The sequence below is a fragment of the Pseudomonas sp. ABFPK genome, assembly GCF_001586765.1.
In the GTDB taxonomy this organism is placed as follows: Bacteria; Pseudomonadota; Gammaproteobacteria; order Pseudomonadales; family Pseudomonadaceae; genus Aquipseudomonas; species Aquipseudomonas asiatica.
Map to the genome: position 1 here is coordinate 15774 of NZ_LQXW01000031.1, position 19603 is coordinate 35376.

At 62.6% G+C, this 19603-nt stretch carries 16 protein-coding genes; 10 read left to right on the forward strand and 6 right to left on the reverse strand.

Annotation, left to right across the window (positions count from 1 at the left end):
- Window positions 1–66: 66 nt before the first annotated feature.
- Window positions 67–921 carry a D-hexose-6-phosphate mutarotase gene (locus tag WM94_RS18780; RefSeq protein ID WP_013971129.1) on the forward strand — a complete coding sequence of 285 codons (855 nt, stop codon included), beginning with the start codon at window positions 67–69 and terminating at the stop codon, window positions 919–921.
- On the opposite strand, the gene hexR is transcribed toward WM94_RS18780, so the two are convergent.
- A complete protein-coding gene (gene hexR / locus WM94_RS18785; RefSeq protein WP_169774905.1) occupies window positions 914–1777 on the reverse strand; it encodes a DNA-binding transcriptional regulator HexR in 864 nt (287 codons plus the stop codon). The genes WM94_RS18780 and hexR overlap by 8 nt on opposite strands.
- Before the next feature lie 211 nt (window positions 1778–1988).
- On the opposite strand from hexR, the gene zwf reads away from it, so the two are divergent.
- The 3 genes from zwf to WM94_RS18800 are packed head-to-tail and all read left to right on the forward strand — an operon-like array spanning window position 1989 to window position 4856.
- Window positions 1989–3458: a glucose-6-phosphate dehydrogenase gene (gene zwf, locus WM94_RS18790; RefSeq protein WP_013971130.1), complete on the forward strand. Its 1470-nt coding sequence runs from the start codon at window positions 1989–1991 to the stop codon at window positions 3456–3458.
- On the forward strand, window positions 3445–4158 hold the full coding sequence (pgl, locus tag WM94_RS18795) for a 6-phosphogluconolactonase (protein WP_061551896.1): 714 nt from the start codon (window positions 3445–3447) through the stop codon (window positions 4156–4158). The genes zwf and pgl overlap by 14 nt, the downstream gene beginning before the upstream one ends.
- 17 nt (window positions 4159–4175) lie before the next feature.
- Window positions 4176–4856: a bifunctional 4-hydroxy-2-oxoglutarate aldolase/2-dehydro-3-deoxy-phosphogluconate aldolase gene (locus tag WM94_RS18800; protein ID WP_015269102.1), complete on the forward strand. Its 681-nt coding sequence runs from the start codon at window positions 4176–4178 to the stop codon at window positions 4854–4856.
- Window positions 4857–5098: 242 nt separating this feature from the next.
- Here the strand turns inward: WM94_RS18800 and leuA are convergent, their stop codons facing one another.
- The 4 genes from leuA to WM94_RS18820 all read right to left on the reverse strand — a co-directional run bounded on the left by leuA (window position 5099) and on the right by WM94_RS18820 (window position 10598).
- The gene (leuA, locus tag WM94_RS18805; RefSeq protein ID WP_013971133.1) at window positions 5099–6772 is read right to left on the reverse strand and encodes a 2-isopropylmalate synthase; all 1674 of its coding nucleotides are present in this window, start codon (window positions 6770–6772) and stop codon (window positions 5099–5101) included.
- 423 nt (window positions 6773–7195) lie between these two features.
- Entirely contained in the window at window positions 7196–8023 is an 828-nt protein-coding gene (locus tag WM94_RS18810; protein WP_015269103.1) for a M23 family metallopeptidase, read from the reverse strand.
- Between the two features lie 3 nt (window positions 8024–8026).
- Window positions 8027–9406 (reverse strand): exodeoxyribonuclease VII large subunit, encoded by a 1380-nt coding sequence (gene xseA / locus WM94_RS18815; RefSeq protein WP_061551900.1) that lies wholly within the window; start codon window positions 9404–9406, stop codon window positions 8027–8029.
- A gap of 313 nt (window positions 9407–9719) precedes the next feature.
- Window positions 9720–10598: a LysR family transcriptional regulator gene (locus tag WM94_RS18820; RefSeq protein WP_061551897.1), complete on the reverse strand. Its 879-nt coding sequence runs from the start codon at window positions 10596–10598 to the stop codon at window positions 9720–9722.
- Between the two features lie 97 nt (window positions 10599–10695).
- Between WM94_RS18820 and WM94_RS18825 the strand changes: the two genes are divergently transcribed.
- From WM94_RS18825 to guaA, 4 genes are all read left to right on the forward strand, one after another.
- Window positions 10696–11451 (forward strand): sulfite exporter TauE/SafE family protein, encoded by a 756-nt coding sequence (locus tag WM94_RS18825; protein ID WP_013971137.1) that lies wholly within the window; start codon window positions 10696–10698, stop codon window positions 11449–11451.
- A 51-nt stretch (window positions 11452–11502) separates the two neighbouring features.
- On the forward strand, window positions 11503–12060 hold the full coding sequence (locus WM94_RS18830) for a hypothetical protein (RefSeq protein ID WP_003257977.1): 558 nt from the start codon (window positions 11503–11505) through the stop codon (window positions 12058–12060).
- 86 nt (window positions 12061–12146) lie between these two features.
- A complete protein-coding gene (gene guaB / locus WM94_RS18835) occupies window positions 12147–13616 on the forward strand; it encodes an IMP dehydrogenase (RefSeq protein ID WP_013971138.1) in 1470 nt (489 codons plus the stop codon).
- Window positions 13617–13694: 78 nt separating this feature from the next.
- Window positions 13695–15272: a glutamine-hydrolyzing GMP synthase gene (guaA, locus tag WM94_RS18840; RefSeq protein WP_013971139.1), complete on the forward strand. Its 1578-nt coding sequence runs from the start codon at window positions 13695–13697 to the stop codon at window positions 15270–15272.
- 95 nt (window positions 15273–15367) lie between these two features.
- Here guaA and WM94_RS18845 read toward each other — a convergent pair whose 3' ends face one another.
- Window positions 15368–17248 (reverse strand): LTA synthase family protein, encoded by a 1881-nt coding sequence (locus WM94_RS18845; RefSeq protein WP_061551898.1) that lies wholly within the window; start codon window positions 17246–17248, stop codon window positions 15368–15370.
- A gap of 298 nt (window positions 17249–17546) precedes the next feature.
- On the opposite strand from WM94_RS18845, the gene WM94_RS18850 reads away from it, so the two are divergent.
- Window positions 17547–18929 carry a multicopper oxidase family protein gene (locus WM94_RS18850; RefSeq protein ID WP_061551899.1) on the forward strand — a complete coding sequence of 461 codons (1383 nt, stop codon included), beginning with the start codon at window positions 17547–17549 and terminating at the stop codon, window positions 18927–18929.
- A complete protein-coding gene (gene tadA / locus WM94_RS18855; RefSeq protein WP_013971157.1) occupies window positions 18929–19408 on the forward strand; it encodes a tRNA adenosine(34) deaminase TadA in 480 nt (159 codons plus the stop codon). The genes WM94_RS18850 and tadA overlap by 1 nt, the downstream gene beginning before the upstream one ends.
- The last annotated feature ends 195 nt before the right edge of the window (window positions 19409–19603 follow it).

The window sequence follows — 19603 nt, forward strand, 5'->3', positions numbered from 1 at the left end:
TGGTCTTCAGTGGTTGTCGGGGATAGGCCGAGACAGCGCTATCTCAAACAACAAGAGCTCTGAACCATGCCCGAACATCCGCTCCATCGCTTCTTCACCTCGCAGCGGCCCCGGCCGACATTCGAGTGGGAGCGTTACCAGCAGCGCGATGTGCTGATCATCGACCATCCCCGTTGCCAGGCGGTGTTCAGCCGCCAGGGTGCGCAACTGCTGCATTTTCAACCAGCGGGTGAACGGCCCTGGCTGTGGTGCGCCGAGCAGTGGCCGCAGGTGGGGGCGATCCGCGGTGGCGTGCCGGTGTGCTGGCCATGGTATGGCCGCCACCCCAGCGAGGACTTGTGGCCCGCCCATGGCTGGGCGCGCCTGCTCGACTGGAAGCTGGTGGACAGCCGCGAGGACGAGGAGGGCGTAACCCTGAAATGGCGGCTGGACCTGTGCGACTGGCAGGTTGACCTGCATGCCCGGCTGGGTAGCCGCATGGAGCTGAGCCTGAGCACCGAGCACCAGGACAGCGAACCCTGCCAGCTGAGCCATGCCCTGCTGGCCTACTGGCGCATCAGTGACGTGTCCGAGATAGCGCTGTCCGGGCTGGAGGATATCGAAGGCTACGACCGCCTGAACCGCCAGGCCTGCCGTGAAGATGGCGCGCTGAAGCTCAAGGGCGGTTGCCAGAAGGTCTACCCCGGCACGCCGCGGGTGCAATTGCAGGACCCGGCCTGGCAGCGCGAGCTGTGCATCGATACCGGTGACAGCGACGACACGGTGGTGTGGCACCCGGGCAACCGCCCGCTGATGGGCGTGACCGGGCGTGAATGCCAGCGCTTCGTCTGTGTCGAGGCCGCCAGCGGCAGTGGCGAGGGCCTGAGCCTGGCGCCGGGGCAGCGTGCCCACCTGCGCCTGCAGGCGCACCGGCTCAGTTGAGCTCGTCGTCCTCGATCGGGTAGCGGCTGGCGTTGAGGCTTTCCTTGATCTTGCGCAGGTGCGGCTGGAAGTCCACGCCGCGACGCAGGGTCATGCCGGTGGCCAGCACATCGAGCACGGTCAGCTGGATGATCCGCGAGGTCATCGGCATGTAGATGTCGGTGTCTTCCGGCAGCGGAATGTGCAGGCTCAGGCTGCAGGCATTGGCCAGTGGCGAACCGGCAGCGGTCAGGCCCAGTACCGAGGCGCCGTTTTCCCGGGCCAGGCGGGCCACCTCGACCAGTTCGCGGGTGCGCCCGGTGTAGGAGATGATGACGAACAGGTCGCCGGTGTGCGCCACCGAGGCCAGCATGCGCTGCATCAGCACGTCGGCGTGGGCCGATACTGCCAGGTTGAAGCGGAAGAACTTGTGCTGGGCGTCCAGCGCCACCGGCGCCGAGGCGCCCAGGCCGAAGAAGTGGATCTGCCGGGCCTGGATCATCATGTCCACGGCACGGCTGACCTGTTGCGGGTCGAGCTGCTGGCAGGCGCTGTCGAGCGAGGCGATGGCACTGGCGAAGATCTTCTGGGTGTAGGCTGCCGGGTCATCGTCAGCCTCCACCGCGCGGCTGACGTAGGCGGCGCCGCTGGCCAGGCTCTGCGCCAGCTGCAGCTTGAGCTCGGGGTAGCCGCTGACGCCGAACGAGCGGCAGAAGCGGTTGACGGTCGGTTCGCTGACCTTGGCCGCCTGGGCCAGCGCAGCGATGCTGAAACGGGTGGCTTGTTGCGGATTGAGCAGGATGACTTCGGCGACTTTGCGTTCGGCCTTGTTCAGCTCGTCGAGGCGGCCCTGGATCTGTTCCAGGAGGTTTCGCACGCGGTCCATGGGTGTGTCCTTGGGTCGGGAAGACAGCCGGCTGTTGGAGCAGCAGGCTTTTTGCACGGTCGTCTATCGTACTGTCGGCGCGGTTGACGTACCACTTGTCTGTAACACTTGTGTGTAATGTTGTGGTTTTTACTACATTATCCCTTGAAAACCGTATGTGAAAGCGGTATTCCTAGACCAACTTTAGGAAAGAACCAACATCATGGCTGCGATCAGTGTCGAACCTTGCACCTTTGCCCTGTTTGGCGCCTTAGGCGACCTGGCATTGCGCAAGCTGTTTCCTGCCCTCTATCAGCTCGACCGGGCCAACCTGCTGCACCCGGAAACCCGCCTGCTGGCGCTGGCCCGCGAGGCCGGTAGCGCGCAGGGCCACCTGGACAGCATCGAGGCGCACCTGCGCCGGCATGTGCCCGAGGCCGATATCGAGCCCGCCGCACTGGGCCGTTTCCTCGCCAGGCTGAGCTACCAGCACCTGGATTTCCTCCAGCCCGAGGGCTATCAGGCCCTGGCCGAGCAGTTGCCGGACGAGCTGCCGCTGATTGCCTACTTCGCCACCGCTGCGGCGGTGTACGGGGCCATCTGCGAAAACCTCGACAAGGCCGGGCTGGCCGCACGCACCCGAGTGGTGCTGGAGAAGCCCATTGGCCACGACCTGGAGTCGTCGCGCCGGGTCAATGATGCTGTGGCTCGGTTCTTCCCAGAGAGCCGGGTCTACCGCATCGACCACTACCTGGGCAAGGAAACAGTGCAGAACCTGATCGCCCTGCGTTTCGCCAACAGCCTGTTCGAAACCCAGTGGAACCAGAATTCCATCTCCCATGTGGAGATCACCGTCGCCGAGAAGGTCGGTATCGAAGGCCGCTGGGGCTACTTCGACAAGGCCGGCCAGCTGCGCGACATGATCCAGAACCACCTGCTGCAGCTGCTGTGCCTGATCGCCATGGACCCGCCCAGCGAGCTGTCGGCCGACGCCATCCGTGACGAGAAGGTCAAGGTACTCAAGGCCCTGGCACCGATCACCGGCGAAGGGCTGAGCACCCGTGTGGTGCGCGGCCAGTACATCGCCGGCTACAGCGATGGCAAGCCTGTGCCCGGTTACCTGGAAGAAGACAACGCCAACGCCCAGAGCGACACCGAAACCTTCGTCGCCCTGCGTGCCGACATCCGCAACTGGCGCTGGTCGGGGGTGCCGTTCTACCTGCGTACCGGCAAGCGCATGCCGCAGAAACTGTCGCAGATCGTCATCCACTTCAAGGAAACGCCGCACTACATCTTCGCTCCGGAACAGCGTTTGCAGATCGGTAACAAGCTGATCATCCGCCTGCAACCGGACGAAGGCATTTCTTTACGGGTGATGACCAAGGAGCAGGGCCTGGATAAAGGCATGCAACTGCGCAGCGGCCCGTTGCAGCTGAATTTCTCCGATACCTGGCGCAGTGCAAGGATCCCGGATGCCTACGAGCGGCTGTTGCTCGAAGTGATGCGCGGTAACCAGAACTTGTTCGTGCGCAAGGATGAAATCGAGTATGCCTGGAAGTGGTGCGACCAGCTGATTGCTGGCTGGCGTAACGCAGGCGATGCGCCCAAGCCCTACGCCGCAGGCTCCTGGGGGCCGATGAGCTCGATTGCACTGATCACACGCGATGGGAGGGCGTGGTATGGGGATATCTGAACTGAAACTGCCAGCGACTGTGACGGTACATGAGCTGGCGGATGCCAAGGCTCTGGCCGCAGCCCAGGCCCATGACGTGGCCGAGCGCCTGCGCGCAGCCATTGCCGCCAAGGGCCAGGCCTGCGTGGTGCTATCCGGCGGCCGCAGCCCGGTGCCGTTCCTCGAGAAGCTGGCCAGCGAAAACCTCGACTGGGCCAAGGTCACCGTCAGCCTGGCCGATGAGCGCTGGGTGCCGGTGGAGCATGCCGACAGCAACGCCGGCCTGCTGGCGCGCCACCTGTTCAAGGGCGCGGCAGCCAAGGCCCGCTTCGTTGGTCTTTACCAGCAGGCGGAGAACCTTGATGCCGCTGCAGGCAAGGCCGATCAGGCCTTGGCCGAGCTGCCGCCAATTGACGTACTGGTGCTGGGCATGGGGGATGATGGCCATACAGCTTCGCTGTTCCCCGCCAGCCCCAACCTGGAGGCAGGCCTCGACCTAGCCAACTCACGCCGCTGCCTGCCCTTGCTGGCACCGAGCGTGCCGCGCCAGCGCCTGTCGATGACCCGCTCGCTGCTGGCCAGCTCCGCCTTTACCGCGCTGTCCGTACAAGGGCAGGGCAAACTCGCTACCCTGCGCGCCGCGCTGGCTGGCACCGACCTTTCCGAAATGCCGATACGCGCTTTTCTTCACGCCCCCCTGGACATCTACTGGTGCCCATGAGCCAAGGATCCACAGTCATGACCACCCTTGAACGCCCACAGCCCAAGCTCTCGATGGCCGACAAAGCCGCACGGATCGACGCCATTTGCAAAGAGGCGCGCATCCTGCCGGTGATCACCATCGCCCGTGAGGAAGACATCCTGCCGCTGGCTGACGCCCTGGCCGCCGGCGGTATCCGTACCCTGGAAGTGACCTTGCGCTCGCAATATGGCCTGAAGGCCATCCAGGTGTTGCGCGAGCAGCGCCCGGAGCTTTGTGTCGGTGCCGGCACCGTGCTCGATCGTGGCATGTTCGCCGCGGTTGAAGCTGCGGGTGCGCAATTCGTCGTTACGCCAGGCATTACCCAAGACATTCTCGAAGCTGGTGTGGACAGCGAGATCCCGCTGTTGCCAGGCATCAGCACGCCGTCCGAAATCATGATGGGCTACGCCCTGGGCTACCGCCGCTTCAAGCTGTTCCCGGCGGAGATCAGCGGCGGGGTAGCGGCGATCAAGGCCTTTGGCGGCCCGTTCGGCGATATTCGTTTCTGTCCTACGGGCGGGGTGAACCCGGCCAACGTGCGCAACTACATGGCGTTGCCCAATGTGATGTGTGTGGGTGGTACCTGGATGCTCGACAGCAGCTGGATCAAGAACGGCGACTGGGCGCGGATCGAAGCGTGCAGTGCGGAAGCGATGGCGCTGCTGGACGCCAACTGAATTTGTTGTGTGCTTTACGGCTTGTGGGGCGCTTGGTCGGCGCCCCTTTTTTTGCCTGAAATTCTTGCAGTGCCTGTGCCGGCCTCTTCGCAGCACAAGGCTGCTCCTACAAGGAACTGCATAGCATCCGGACCTTGCGCTGCCCCATGTAGGAGCAGCCTTGTGCTGCGAAGAGGCCGGCACAGGCCAACAAAAAAGCCCGCATCAAACGATGCGGGCTTTCTCATTCATTGCGGTACGGCTCAGGCCGCCTTGGCTTCCTGCTGGCTCAGCGAGCGGTTCAGCGCGCTGAACAGTGCCTTGAAGCTGGCCGTGGTGATGTTTTCATCGATACCCACACCATGTACCGGGCGACCACCGGCCACGCGCAGTTCGATATAGGCCGCGGCCTTGGCATTGGTGCCGGCGCCAATGGCATGCTCGTTGTAGTCCATGATCTCCACGGCAATCGGCAGGCCGGCCACCAGTGCTTCCAGTGCGCCGTTGCCCTTGCCGCGCCAGTGCAGGGTAGTCTCGCCTTCGCCCGCCACTTCCACTTCCACGGCGCTGTGGCCGTTCTCTTCCTGCAGACGGTGGCTGACCAGCGCATACGGGGAGTTGGCCTGCAGGTATTCCTTGTGCAGCAGGCTGTAGATCTGCTGGGCGGTCATTTCCAGGCCCAGGCGGTCGGTTTCGCCTTGTACTACCTGGCTGAATTCGATCTGCATGCGGCGCGGCAGGCTGATGCCGTATTCCTGCTCGAGCAGGTAGGTGATGCCGCCTTTGCCCGACTGGCTGTTGACGCGGATCACCGCCTCGTAGCTGCGGCCGATGTCGGCCGGGTCGATCGGCAAGTAAGGCACTTCCCACAGCTCGCCTTCCTGCTGCTTGGCGAAGCCCTTGCGGATGGCGTCCTGGTGCGAACCGGAGAACGCGGTGTGGACCAGGTCGCCCACGTACGGGTGGCGTGGGTGTACCGGCAGCTGGTTGCACTCTTCGACCACCTTGCGCACGCCGTCGATGTCGGAGAAGTCCAGCAGCGGGTCGATGCCCTGGGTGTAGAGGTTCAGCGCCAGGGTCACCAGGTCGACGTTACCGGTACGCTCGCCGTTGCCGAACAGGCAGCCTTCGGCACGATCGGCGCCGGCCATCAGGCCCAGCTCGGTGGCGGCAATACCGGTGCCACGGTCGTTGTGGCAGTGCAGGCTGATGATCACGCTGTCGCGACGGCTCACATTACGGCAGAACCACTCGATCTGGTCGGCGTAGATGTTCGGGGTAGACACTTCCACGGTGGCCGGCAGGTTGAGGATGATCTTGTGCTCGGGGGTCGGGTTCCACACCTCGATGACCGCGTCGCAGACTTCCTTGGCGAACTCCATCTCGGTGGCGCTGAAGGTTTCCGGCGAGTACTGGAAGGTCCACTGGGTTTCCGGCTGCTGGGCGGCATACTTGACGAACAGCTTGGCCGCGTTCACCGCGATGTCCTTCACGCCTTGCTTGTCCTGGTTGAAGACAATACGGCGGAACGACGGGCTGGTGGCGTTGTACAGGTGGACGATGGCCTTCTTCGCCCCGCGCAGCGATTCGAAGGTACGGGCGATGAGGTCTTCACGGGCCTGGGTGAGCACCTGGATGGTGGTGTCGTCCGGGATGTGGCCGTCTTCGATCAGCATGCGCACGAAGTCGAAATCGGTCTGCGAGGCGGATGGGAACGAGGCTTCGATTTCCTTCACGCCAACCTGCACCAGGGTCTTCCAGAAGCGCAGTTTCTTCTCCGAATCCATCGGCTCGATCAGCGACTGGTTGCCATCACGCAGGTCGGAGCTGCACCAGATTGGCGCGGCGGTGATGGTCTTCGACGGCCAGGTACGGTCAGGCAGGTCGATGGTCGGGAAAGCGCGGTATTTCTTCGAAGGGTCTTTGAGCATGGTCATGGAAGCAATCCTTTTGTGTGCGGCCGAGATCGGGCCTGCCGAGCGATAACGAGATAAAAGGCGAGGCGACGCGATTCAGCCTGGTAGTCGGGCGCTGACCAGGCAGAGGCTGCGATGTTGTCGGAGCAGGATGAGGGTGCTGTAGGTTTTCATGCCTTCAACCCTAACCAGTGGGGTGGGTGATGGCAAGCGTTCAGAAAAAATTGAGAGGAATGCTTAAAAAAAGCTAAAAGGCGAGATTTTATGGCATGAAAGCAAAGCTGGCTTATTGATTGTTGCGCAGTATTTTTCGATGGCGCAACACAGTTGAACTGATGTCGACTGTGCTGGCCCTTTCGCGGGTGAACCCGCTCCCACAGGTGCAGCGCCATCCCTGTGGGAGCGGGTTTACCCGCGAAGAGGCCGGCACAGGCAGTACCGCTCTCAGGGCTGGAACGCACCAATGAAAATCGCCGGATCCACCCGTGCATCGTTCAGGCTGACGTTCCAGTGCATATGTGGCCCGGTAGCCCGCCCGGTCGAGCCCACGCGCCCCACCACCTCGCCCCGGCGCAGCTGCTGCCCCACCTGCACATCGATCTTCGACATATGGCAGAACATGCTGATAAAGCCCTGCCCGTGGTCGACGAACACCGTGCGGCCGTTGAAAAAGTAATCGCCCACCAGGATCACCTTGCCATTGGCCGGGGTCTTGATTGGCGTGCCGGCCGGCACCGCGAAGTCCAGCCCGGCATGCGGGTTGCGTTCTTCGCCATTGAAGAAACGGCGCACGCCGAACTTGCTCGACAGCGGGCCACTGACCGGCTTGTCGAGAATCAGGTTGCTGGGCAGGGTCGGGCTGAAGCTGCGGTAAGCCTTGATCTGCTCGGCCAGCTCACGATCGATGCGCTTGAGGTCGGCCGGGTTCGGGTTGACCTGGCGGGTGTTCTTCAGGGTGATGCGCTGCTCGGGGTATTTCTTGCTACCGACCGTGAAGGGCAGGGTACGGCCGCCCTGGCTCAGCATCGCGGTGCCGGGCTTCTGGGTCAGCGGGATGCCGACGATGGCCAGCCAGTTGTCCTGCTCCTTCACCACCAGCACCGGTTTGCCGTCGAAGCGGGCGCTGGGCGCGCTGGCGGCGGGGCCGAGGTCGACCACCGCCACGCCGCCGGGTACCGGCTTGTTCAGCGTGCGGGTGATGTAGCTGGCCTGGGCGCCGCCGGCCAGCAGCAGGAGGGAAAGGGCAAGCAGGGGCGCGAGCAGGCGGGGCATGTGTCAGTCCAGAAGTGAGAGGGTGACCGGGGTCAGGTGGTTGTCTTCGACCCGCACCAACAGCTCGCCTTCGTTCAGGCGGGCGGTCAGGCGCTGGCCATTGCGGGTCTGTTCGGCGCTGCGGATGGCCTGGCCCTGTTCGTCCAGCAGGATGCTGTAGCCGCGGGCGAGGGTGGCCAGCGGGCTGACCACCTGCAGCGTCTGCAACTGGGCCTGGAAGCGCTGGCGGCGGTCCTTGAGCACCTCGCGCATGGCCCGTGGCAGGCGCTCGGCCAGGCTGTCCAGGCGTTGGCCCAACAGTTTCAGGGTTCGCCCCGGGTGCTGCGCGGCGAGGCGGGTGTCCAGGCGTGCCAGGCGCTCGTGGCGCTGGTTGAGGTTGAGCATGAACGCGCGGCGCAAGCGCATGTCCAGGTCGTCCAGGCGTTGGGCCTGCTGGCGCAGGCGCTCGCCCGGGTGACGCAGGCGCCGGGTCAGTGACTCCAGGCGCAGGCGGTCGTGGGTCAGGCGGTTCTGCATGCGCAGCAGCAGGCGCCGTTGCAGGCCATCCAGGCGTTGCTGCAGGCCACTGTTGTCGGGGGCCAGCAGCTCGGCGGCAGCAGACGGTGTAGGCGCGCGCACGTCGGCGACAAAGTCGCTGATCGAGACATCGGTCTCATGGCCCACGGCGCTGACAATCGGCGTGACACAGGCGGCCACGGCCCGCGCCACTGCTTCTTCGTTGAAGCACCACAAGTCTTCAAGCGAGCCGCCCCCCCGGGCCAGGATCAGTGCATCGAACCCCCGGCTATCGGCCAGGCGGATCGCGCGCACGATCTGTGCAATGGCTTCGCGGCCCTGCACTGCGGTGGGGATCAGGTTCAGTTCCACTTGCGGGGCGCGGCGACCGAACACACTGATGATGTCGCGGATCACTGCGCCGGTGGGCGACGTAATGATGCCGATGCGCTGCGGGTGGGCCGGCAGCGGCTGCTTGCGTTCGGCGCTGAACAGCCCCTCGGCACCGAGCTTCTCTTTTAATGCCTCGAAGGCCAGGCGCAAGGCGCCATCACCGGCCGGCTCGACGGTGTCGAGAATCAGCTGGTAATCGCCACGCCCTTCGAACAGCGAAACCTTGCCGCGTACCCGCACCGCCAGACCGTCGCGCAGGGCCTGGCGCACCCGCGTGGCGTTCTGTCGGAACAGCGCGCAGCGCACCTGTGCGCCGCTGTCCTTGAGGGTGAAGTACATGTGGCCGGACGCCGGGCGGGCGAGGTTGGAAATCTCGCCTTCCACCCACACGCTGCGGAACACGTCTTCCAGCAGCACGCGGGCGCGGCCGTTGAGTTGGCTGACGGTAAGGACCTCGCGGTCCAGGCCGAGTCGTTCGAAAGGGTCTCTGATCATGGCGGGCATCATAAAGGACATCGGCCCCGGTTGTCTGTCCTGGCCCTATCGCCGGCAAGCCGGCTCCCACAGGTATCGCGCTGGCTTGGGCCTCATGCTGTCCCTGTGGGAGCCGGCCCAGCCCTTTGGGCTGCGCTGTCGCGTAGATAACTGAAAGTGCAAGCAGTCCGCATACCCTGTGGGAGCGGCTTTAGCCGCGAAGAATCCAACGCGGTGCATGGCACCGGCTGGGCCGGTGTTCGCGGCTAAAGCCGCTCCCACAGGGCCCCTGCTAATTCAATGAGTTAAGTGCAGTTCTATGGGGGCCGGCCTTTCAGGCCTGCATCGCCGTCACGAACTGGCGCACCATCGAACCTGCGTCACGCCTGCAAGCCATCGCCACAGTACTCTCACACCCCCCCTCCAGCGCCACGAAGCTGACCGACGCCGGCGCAATCTCACGCATGCATTCCGGCAACAACGCCACCCCAAACCCCGCCTGAATCAACTGCAACTGGGTGGTCTTGCGCGACAGCACCTGCGCTGCTCGCGGGAAAAAGCCTGCCTCCATGCACATCGAGGCCGACAGGTAGCTCAGCCCGCCACGGTCCCGGTGCGGAATGGAAATGAAGCGCTCTTCCCGCAGTTGTTCCAGTTTCACCTGTGGCGCGCTGGCCAAGGGATGCCCGGCGGAGACCGCCAGCAGCAGGGGTTCGCTGAACAGTTCATGCAGCACCACCCCTTCATGCTGGCGCAGCACCGGCAAGCGCAGCAGGCCGATATCCAACCGCCCGGCAGCGATATCCTCCAACTGCGCCTCCGACGACTGCTGGGCAATTTCCAGCGAAACACCTGGGTTGTCGCGCAAGTAACCGCCCAGGCGAGCCAGCAGCGGGCCGGTCAGCGGCACTGTACTGGAGTGGTTCAGGCGCAGACTGCCCTGCAGCCCTTCGCCAATGTCGCGGGTTACACGCTCGGCCTGCGCCAAGTCGGCCAGCAAGCGCCGCGCCCGTTCCAAAAAGGCCTGGCCAGCCAGTGTCAGGCGCGGGAGGCGCGCGGTGCGTTCGAACAGCGGCGTGCCCAGTTGCTGCTCCAGTTCCTTGATCTGCCGGCTCAGCGCCGACTGGGCGATGTACAGCCGCTCGGCGGCAGCGCTGAAGCTGCCGCATTCGGCGATTTCCACGAAGTAACGCAATTGGCGGATCGACGTCATGTCATGCCTTTTCGAGATGAGTGTGGCGACAAAGGCATATTAGTCGGCATGGCTCATGGCTGGCTAACCTTTGCCTGTCTTTCCAGGAACTGCTGCCATGCTCGCCCAACTGTCGTTTTCCGGCCTCGACTGGCTGCCTATCCTGCTTGGTGTCGGCGCTGCCTACATCGTCTTCGGCATCGCCGGTTTCGGCACCGCGCTGGTGGCCGGCCCAGTGCTGATCCATTTCATGCCGCTGTCGCGGATCATTCCGCTGCTGGTGCTGCTGGACTTCGTCGCCGCCTTCGGCAACCTGCTGCCCTCGCGCCGCGATGTCGTGCGCGGCGAACTGCTGCGGCTGCTGCCGTTCATGGCCATTGGCTGCGCGCTGGGTGTGGTATTCCTGCTACAGCTGAAGTCAGACCTGTTGCTGCTGCTGATGGGGCTGTTCGTCACGGCGTATGCCCTGTACGGGCTGGCGGTGAAGGTACGGCCGGCTAGTCTGTCGGGTTTCTGGGCAATGCCGATGGGCACGGCAGGCGGGCTGTTCGGCGCCTTGTTCGGCAGCGGCGGCTTCCTTTATGCGCTGTACCTGAGCGCGCGGCTGGAGGTGAAGGAACAGGTGCGCGCTACCCAGAGCGCGCTGATCAGTTGCAGTACGGTGGTGCGGCTGACGCTGTTCCTTATCGCAGGCGTCTATGCCGACCAGAGCCTGCTGTTGCTCGCCGCCTGCCTGTTGCCGGTCATGCTCGTCGGCCTCTGGGCAGGGCGCAGGCTTACCCATCGGCTGTCTCGCGAAGCCTTCGTGCGCCTGGTCACCTGGCTGGTGCTGGCCAGCGGCCTGGCGCTGATCGGTCGCTACCTGAGCGCCTGAGCAGGCGGTAGAATTGCGCTATTACCGCAGTTTTTCAGGCTTGCCCCGTTCATGAACACCCAGAGCATCATCGTTCCCAAGCTTTCTACCGTCCCGGTGCACGAAGCCCGTGCCCGCGCCATCCTGCGCTGGCTGGTGCGCGAGAAAGTCGTCGAGGAACAGCTGACCACCTGTGGCCGCACCGGCAATCGCATGGGCCATGCCCTGGCCGAAGGTGCCCGCAAAGTGGCCCTGCATCCGGAGAAACTGCCCTTCGGCGAACAGGTCAACGGCCTGGAGGTGATGCTCAAGCGCTGCATCTATACCCCTACCGAAGGTTTCCTCGAAGAGGCCGGTTGCCCCGAGTGCCGGCGCGAGGTGGGTGAGCCGCTGTTCGAAAGCCTGGAAGAATGGATGCCGGCAGTTAGCGACAACTTCACCTGCCCGTTGTGCGGCTTCGAAGATGACATCAATGGCTTCATTTACCTGCAGCCATGTGCCTTTTCCAACCTGGGGTTCATCTTCAACAACTGGGGCGAGGCCGGGTTCACCCAGGCCTTCCTCGACAGCTTCGCCGACTGGCTCGACCAGCCGGTGGCCGTGGTACAGGTAAAACTGCCACAAGGCTGACCGAAGGCCCTTATTTTGCATTGAGCGGCGCGCCGTGCATGAGTATAATGGCGCGCTTCCATTTTTCCCGCCCGGGAGCCCCCGCGATGCTGCGTATCAGCCAAGAAGCCCTGACCTTCGACGATATCCTCCTTGTACCTGGCTATTCCGAGGTACTGCCTAATGAAGTCAGTCTCAAGACCCGTTTGACCCGTGGCATCGAGCTGAACATTCCGCTGGTATCCGCTGCCATGGATACCGTGACCGAAGCGCGCCTGGCCATTGCCATGGCCCAGGAAGGCGGCATCGGCATCATCCACAAGAACATGACCATCGAACAGCAGGCCAGCGAAGTCCGCAAGGTCAAGAAGTTCGAGGCTGGCGTGGTCAAGGACCCGATCACCATCGACGCCGACGCCACCGTGCGCGACCTGTTCGACCTGACCCGCCTGAACAACATCTCCGGCGTTCCGGTGCTGGCGAATGGCGACCTGGTCGGTATCGTCACCTCCCGTGACGTGCGCTTCGAAAGCCGCCTGGACGCCAAGGTCCGCGACGTGATGACCCCCAAAGAGCGTCTGGTCACCGTCCGCGAAGGCGCCGACAAGAACGAAGTCCGCGAGCTGCTGCACAAGCACCGCCTGGAAAAAGTCCTGATCGTTGACGACAAGTTCAACCTCAAGGGCATGATGACCGTCAAGGACATCGAAAAGGCCAAGGCCTACCCGCTGGCCAGCAAGGACGACCAGGGTCGCCTGCGCGTCGGCGCCGCGGTCGGCACCGGCAAGGACACCGGCGAGCGTGTTGCCGCCCTGGTGGCTGCTGGCGTTGACGTGGTTGTGGTCGATACCGCCCACGGTCACTCCAAAGGTGTGATCGATCGCGTTCGCTGGGTCAAGGAAACCTACCCGCAAGTGCAGGTGATCGGCGGCAACATCGCCACCGGCGCTGCCGCCAAGGCTCTGGCCGAAGCTGGCGCTGACGCGGTCAAGGTCGGTATCGGCCCAGGCTCCATCTGCACCACCCGTATCGTTGCCGGCGTAGGCGTGCCGCAAATCAGCGCCATCGCCAACGTTGCCGCTGCACTGGAAGGCACTGGTGTGCCACTGATCGCCGACGGCGGCATCCGCTTCTCGGGTGACCTGTCCAAGGCCATCGTTGCCGGTGCTTCCTGCGTGATGATGGGTTCGATGTTCGCCGGTACCGAAGAGGCTCCGGGTGAAGTCGAACTGTTCCAGGGCCGTTCCTACAAGGCCTACCGCGGCATGGGCTCGCTGGGGGCCATGGCACAGGCGCAAGGCTCGTCCGACCGCTACTTCCAGGACTCCTCGGCCGGCGCCGAGAAGCTGGTACCGGAAGGCATCGAAGGCCGTGTTCCCTACAAGGGCGCGCTAGCCGCGATCATCCACCAGCTGATGGGCGGCCTGCGTTCGTCCATGGGCTACACCGGCAGCGCAACCATCGAAGAGATGCGCACCAAGCCGGAATTCGTGCGCATCACCGGTGCCGGCATGGCCGAGTCCCACGTGCATGACGTGCAGATTACCAAAGAAGCCCCTAACTACCGCGTAGGCTGAGGCTTCCAGCTACAACAGAAAGCGGGGCTGTCATGACAGCCCCGCGTCGTTTCCGATTTCCACTGACGAGATTGAGTCATGGCCCTCGACATTCACGCTCACCGCATCCTGATCCTCGATTTCGGTTCCCAGTACACCCAGCTGATCGCCCGCCGCGTGCGCGAAATCGGCGTGTACTGCGAGCTGCATCCGTTCGACATGGACGATGAAGCGATCCGCGAATTCAACCCGCGCGGCATCATCCTCGCCGGCGGCCCCGAGTCGGTCCACGAAGCCAACAGCCCGCGCGCCCCGCAGGCGGTGTTCGACCTGAACGTACCAGTGCTGGGCATCTGCTACGGCATGCAGACCATGGCCGAGCAGATGGGCGGCAAGGTCGAAGGTTCCGACCTGCGTGAATTCGGTTATGCCCGCGTGGACGTGGTTGGCAAGAGCCGCCTGCTCGACGGCATCGAAGACCACATCGACGCCGACGGCGTGCTGGGCCTGGACGTGTGGATGAGCCACGGCGACAAGGTCACCCAGATGCCGGGCAACTTCCACGTGCTGGCCAGCACCCCGAGCTGCCCGATCGCCGGCATGTTCGACGACGCGCGCGGCTACTACGGCGTGCAGTTCCACCCGGAAGTGACCCACACCAAGCAGGGCGGTCGCATCCTGTCCCGCTTCGTGCAGGACATCTGCGGCTGTGAAGCCCTGTGGACTCCGTCCAACATCGTCGAAGACGCCATTGCCCAGGTGCGTGAGCAGGTCGGTTCGGCCAACGTCCTGCTGGGCCTGTCCGGTGGCGTCGACAGCTCCGTCGTTGCCGCACTGCTGCACCGCGCCATCGGCGACCAGCTGACCTGCGTATTCGTCGACAACGGCCTGCTGCGCCTGCACGAAGGCGACCAGGTGATGGCCATGTTCAAGGAGAACATGGGCGTCAAGGTCATCCGCGCCGACGCTGAAAAGCAGTTCCTCGACAACCTGGCCGGCGAAGCCGACCCGGAGAAGAAGCGCAAGATCATCGGCCGCACCTTCATCGACGTGTTCGATGCCGAAGCCAGCAAGCTGGAAAACATCCAGTTCCTCGCCCAGGGCACCATCTACCCGGACGTGATCGAATCGGCGGGCGCCAAGAGCGGCAAGGCCCACGTGATCAAGTCGCACCACAACGTTGGTGGCCTGCCGGAGGAAATGAACCTCAAGCTGGTCGAGCCGCTGCGTGAACTGTTCAAGGACGAAGTGCGCAAGATCGGCCTGGAGCTGGGCCTGCCGTACGACATGGTCTACCGCCACCCGTTCCCGGGCCCGGGCCTGGGCGTGCGTATCCTTGGTGAAGTGAAGAAGGAATACGCTGACATCCTGCGTCGCGCCGACCACATCTTCATCGAAGAGCTGCGCAAGGCCGACTGGTACCACAAGACCAGCCAGGCATTCGTGGTGTTCCAGCCGGTCAAGTCGGTAGGCGTCGTCGGCGACGGCCGTCGCTACGCCTGGGTCGTGGCCCTGCGTGCCGTCGAGACCGTGGACTTCATGACTGCGCGCTGGGCGCACCTGCCGTACGAGCTGCTGGAAACCGTCAGCGGCCGTATCATCAACGAAATCGATGGTATCTCGCGCGTTACCTACGACGTGTCGAGCAAGCCGCCAGCGACTATCGAGTGGGAATGATCGGGTAGCCAGCTCAGGCTGGTGCCCGTAGGCACGGATACACCAGAAAGCCCGCATAATTGCGGGCTTTCTGGTTCTTGCTCATTCAGATTTGCTTATTCTTTTGGCTTTTTGACAAATAGCGCTTTCTGGTAGACATTATAGGAAAGCAACCTGCTCTTCACCGCGACGAACTCATCGCCCTCCACGCGCTGCGGGTGCTTTTCCTGCGGGTCATTCTCGATATTGTATTTGGTCAGGGTGTCCGAACTGAATTCGTATATGTATTTGTAAGGGTGCTCCACCAAGGCTGACGCCAGTTGGTCAAAGAACGTGGACATGAAAAATGTGCGTTTGCCATGTTCCCTCAACAAGCTGATGCCTTGGACAGACAGGGGCGACTCGATCACGCCAAAAAAGTCGGCGACCGTGGGCGCAACATCGATCTGGTGACTGGTCGTTGTGGCGGGTTTGGGCAGTGACTTTTCCTTGGCCCAGAAAATCAGGGGTACGGTCACTTCTTCTTCGTGCATGGAAGCGTTGTGAATGAAGAGACCGTGCTCACCAAACGACTCTCCGTGGTCACCCACGAGCACGAATAATGTCGCGTCCAGAAGGCCTTGCTTGTCGAATGATGTCAGCATTTCACCCAGTACGCTGTCTGTTCTGGCTATGCAGTCTTCATACTTTTCCAGCTCGCTCAGTAATGGGGGCCCTTGGCTGCATTGGTAGGGGTAGTGGGCTGCGCTTGGGAAGTAGAGTGCGATGAAACCCTGGCCATTATTTTTTATCTTCTCCAGGTAAGAGATGCTGGATGAAAACAGCTGTTCATCACTCTCTCCGAAGCTACTGGCGTGTTGTGAGCGATTTTCGGCATGGGTGATCTCCGAAACTGCATAGGCATTCGATACGCCGATGGACTTCAGGAAACCCTCCATGTTTTCGAATTGCAGGTACAGCGAGCTGAATGCAACGGCTTCCATGTTTTTCCTGTTTTTCAGCTCATGGATGACGCTGGGTTGTAGCAGGTACATGGCCTCTTTGATTTCAATATCTGGGTAGGCGTGCAGCCCCGTCAGGATCGCGTGGTAGCCTTTGGACGAGTGAGGCACTGATACGTACGTTTTGAAGAGCATGCCCTCCCGAGAGAGCTTATCGAAGGTGGGATACCTCTCGGCGGTTTTGATGTCGGGCGCAAAAACGCTGTTCCAGCGCACCGACTCCAGAATGATGAAGACCAGGTTCTTGAAGTCTGGTGTGGCATGAGATTGAAGTTTTCGGATGTCGTTGACGCTGGTTAGCGGGTAGGCGGGTTGTTCGAATGGCAGCGGCGGTCTATGCGGAGCTGCATTCAAGAAGGTGGTGCTTCTGAGTGTTGTGACCAGCGGACTGACGACAATATTTTCGTTCAGGTGATAGCGTGCGTCTTTGGCATGGATGGAGCCGATGAGCAGGGCGCCTATCACCAGCAGCGACGCCCAGAGGTGTTGTCTTTTCTTTATTGTGACCGTGCGCTGTTCTTTATAAGCGATGTAGGTTGCCAGCCCAGCGAAAGACCAGGTCACCAGGTAGGCAAGAAAAAGCACAAAGACAATGAACCTGAATGTGTGCCCGAACCCGGCGGCTTGGGTGAGGAACACCTCGGCTCCGGAGGTCAGGTTGCTTGCGTTCTGCAGGCTGTAGCGTATCAGTTGCCAGTCCAGTGGCTTCAGCCATAGCTCCCGAACTCGCATGTCCACCAGCAGGAACAGCAGCAAGGCGCCTGAGGCGATGCTTAACAGATAAAAATTGAATTTGTTTCTGGTTATGGTGGTGGCAGCAATCACAAAGAAGGCGACCACCAGCAGCACGTCTTGAAGCAAGTACAGGGCAATATCGAGAACACCGGTCTCCACCCATCGATAGGAGAAAAACTCGATCAGGATGATCTTCGGTGCCAGAAGAAGGCCTGAAGTGAGCAGCAGCGAAAAATACAGTAATGAATTCCTGTGCCACATGGTGTCAAACCTTCGCATTCACAGTGCAGGCGTCTTGTCTGAAGCGATAGGCGGGCAGAAGGCCAGCACCTGTGCACCCCGTCTGTTGAACTTAAGCAGCCCACCCTGAATCGGGCAAGTCAGCCTCTGGGCGTTAGTTGGGTACCGGGGGGAGCAGGTTGCCACAGGTGTCGGGGCAGATAACCGGTCGCGCGACAAGACTTCACTTAATCTTTCGCAAATGCAGGTGTATCGTATTCGCCCTTTATCGCCAGCCCCTGCTGGCAGACTGATTGCGCAGAATGAGGTACCCGCACCGATGTCCTTTACTCGTCGACAAATGCTCAAAGGCCTCACTGGCCTGGTTGTGGTGGGCCTGGGCGCCGGAGGCGCGGCCCGCTACTGGCTGGGCAAGGTCGAGGACGAGAACGCAGGGCACGACTACGAGCTTATTGCCGCGCCTCTGGATGTGGAACTGGTACCGGGTTTCAAGACCGAAGCCTGGGCCTTCGGCCCGTCGGCACCAGGTACCGAGTTGCGCGTACGCCAGGGCACCTGGCTGCGGGTGCGCTTCATCAACCACCTGCCGGTCGAAACCACCATCCACTGGCACGGTATCCGCCTGCCGCTGGAAATGGACGGCGTGCCCTATGTGTCGCAGCTGCCAGTCAAGCCGGGCGAGTACTTCGACTACAAATTCCGTGTGCCGGACGCCGGCAGCTACTGGTACCACCCGCATGTCAGCAGTTCCGAAGAGCTGGGCCGTGGCCTGGTCGGCCCGCTGATCGTCGAGGAGCGCGAGCCGACCGGCTTCAGGCATGAGCGTACGCTCAGCCTGAAGAACTGGCACGTGGACGAGCAGGGCGCCTGGTTGCCGTTCAGCATCCCGCGTGAGGCGGCGCGCAACGGCACCGCCGGGCGCCTGATCACCATCAATGGCCAGGCCGATTCGGTCACCGAGTTGCCAGCCGGCCAGGTTGTGCGGGTGCGTCTGCTTAACCTGGACAACACCTGGACCTACCGCATCAACCTCAAGGGCAACTGCGAGGCAAAAATCTATGCTCTGGACGGCAACCCGGTAACCCCGCGCCCATTGGACGATGACTACTGGCTCGGCCCAGGCATGCGTATCTGCCTCGCTATCCGTATTCCTGAGGCGGGGGAGGAGATCTCCCTGCGCGACGGTTTCGTGCGCCTGGGCACCCTGCGTTCGGTTGCCAGCAACGACGCGCCAAGTGACTGGCCGCCGGCGCTACCGCCCAACCCGATCGCCGAGCCGGACCTGGAGAATGCCGAAAAGCTCAACTTCAATTTCGAGTGGGCGGCGAAAGTCTCGGTCACTACGGACCAGGATAAGCCGTCGAGCATGTGGCAGATCAACGGCCAGGCCTGGGACATCACCGACAAGACCTGCGCCGAGCGCCCCATTGCCACGTTGCAGAAGGGCAAGAGCTACATCTTCGAGCTGAAGAACATGACCCAATACCAGCACCCGATCCACCTGCACGGCATGAGCTTCAAGGTGATCGGCTCCAACCGTCATGACATCAAGGAGCCGTGGTTCACCGATACCTACCTGCTGGGCAAGAACGAGCGCGCCCAGGTGGCGCTGGTGGCGGATAACCCGGGCACCTGGATGTTCCACTGCCACGTCATCGACCACATGGAAACCGGCCTGATGGCCGCGATCGCGGTGGTCTGATGCGCCCGCAGATCATCGATCGCAGTCGCGATCAGGAATTCATGCGCCTGGCCCTGGCCCTGGCCGCCGAAGGTGCGGCCATGGGCGAGGTGCCGGTGGGCGCGGTACTGGTGCAGCATGGGCAGGTGATCGGGCAGGGCTTCAACCGGCCGATCATCGACAGTGACCCCAGTGCGCACGCCGAGATGGTGGCCATTCGCGCGGCGGCGAAATCCGCCAGTAACTACCGGCTACCCGGCAGCACCCTGTATGTGACCCTGGAACCGTGCAGTATGTGTGCGGGGTTGATCGTGCATTCGCGGGTGATGCGGGTGGTATTCGGCGCGCTAGAGCCCAAGGCGGGGATCGTGCAGAGCCAGGGGCAGTTCTTCGGGCAGGGTTTCCTGAACCACCGGGTGATGGTGGAGGGCGGGGTGCTGGCGGAGGAGTGCGGGCAGATCCTCAGTGACTTCTTCAAGGCTCGCCGAGCCAAGTCTTGACCTGTTCCGGCCCCTTCGCGGGCACGCCCGCTCCTACAGGTACACCGCAGGCCTGAGGAGATTGATATTCCTGTGGGAGATCACCCAGCCCTTCCGGGCTGCGCTGTCGCGCAGCAAACATGAGGCGCATGACTTCAGATCTGTGGCAGCGCTGACATTTTGAAAAAGAAAAGGCGGCTGGCCTATTAGGGCCAG

Excerpts from the sequence above, each read along its gene's own strand:
- xseA (WP_061551900.1), bottom strand. The coding sequence starts at position 9,406 with ATGATCAGAGACCCTTTCGAACGACTCGGCCTGGACCGCGAGGTCCTT.
- leuA (WP_013971133.1), bottom strand. The coding sequence starts at position 6,772 with ATGACCATGCTCAAAGACCCTTCGAAGAAATACCGCGCTTTCCCGACC.
- guaB (WP_013971138.1), top strand. The coding sequence starts at position 12,147 with ATGCTGCGTATCAGCCAAGAAGCCCTGACCTTCGACGATATCCTCCTT.
- WM94_RS18830 (WP_003257977.1), top strand. The coding sequence starts at position 11,503 with ATGAACACCCAGAGCATCATCGTTCCCAAGCTTTCTACCGTCCCGGTG.
- WM94_RS18810 (WP_015269103.1), bottom strand. The coding sequence starts at position 8,023 with ATGCCCCGCCTGCTCGCGCCCCTGCTTGCCCTTTCCCTCCTGCTGCTG.
- WM94_RS18825 (WP_013971137.1), top strand. The coding sequence starts at position 10,696 with ATGCTCGCCCAACTGTCGTTTTCCGGCCTCGACTGGCTGCCTATCCTG.
- pgl (WP_061551896.1), top strand. The coding sequence starts at position 3,445 with ATGGGGATATCTGAACTGAAACTGCCAGCGACTGTGACGGTACATGAG.
- WM94_RS18850 (WP_061551899.1), top strand. The coding sequence starts at position 17,547 with ATGTCCTTTACTCGTCGACAAATGCTCAAAGGCCTCACTGGCCTGGTT.
- tadA (WP_013971157.1), top strand. The coding sequence starts at position 18,929 with ATGCGCCCGCAGATCATCGATCGCAGTCGCGATCAGGAATTCATGCGC.
- WM94_RS18800 (WP_015269102.1), top strand. The coding sequence starts at position 4,176 with ATGACCACCCTTGAACGCCCACAGCCCAAGCTCTCGATGGCCGACAAA.
- WM94_RS18820 (WP_061551897.1), bottom strand. The coding sequence starts at position 10,598 with ATGACGTCGATCCGCCAATTGCGTTACTTCGTGGAAATCGCCGAATGC.
- WM94_RS18780 (WP_013971129.1), top strand. The coding sequence starts at position 67 with ATGCCCGAACATCCGCTCCATCGCTTCTTCACCTCGCAGCGGCCCCGG.
- guaA (WP_013971139.1), top strand. The coding sequence starts at position 13,695 with ATGGCCCTCGACATTCACGCTCACCGCATCCTGATCCTCGATTTCGGT.
- WM94_RS18845 (WP_061551898.1), bottom strand. The coding sequence starts at position 17,248 with ATGTGGCACAGGAATTCATTACTGTATTTTTCGCTGCTGCTCACTTCA.
- zwf (WP_013971130.1), top strand. The coding sequence starts at position 1,989 with ATGGCTGCGATCAGTGTCGAACCTTGCACCTTTGCCCTGTTTGGCGCC.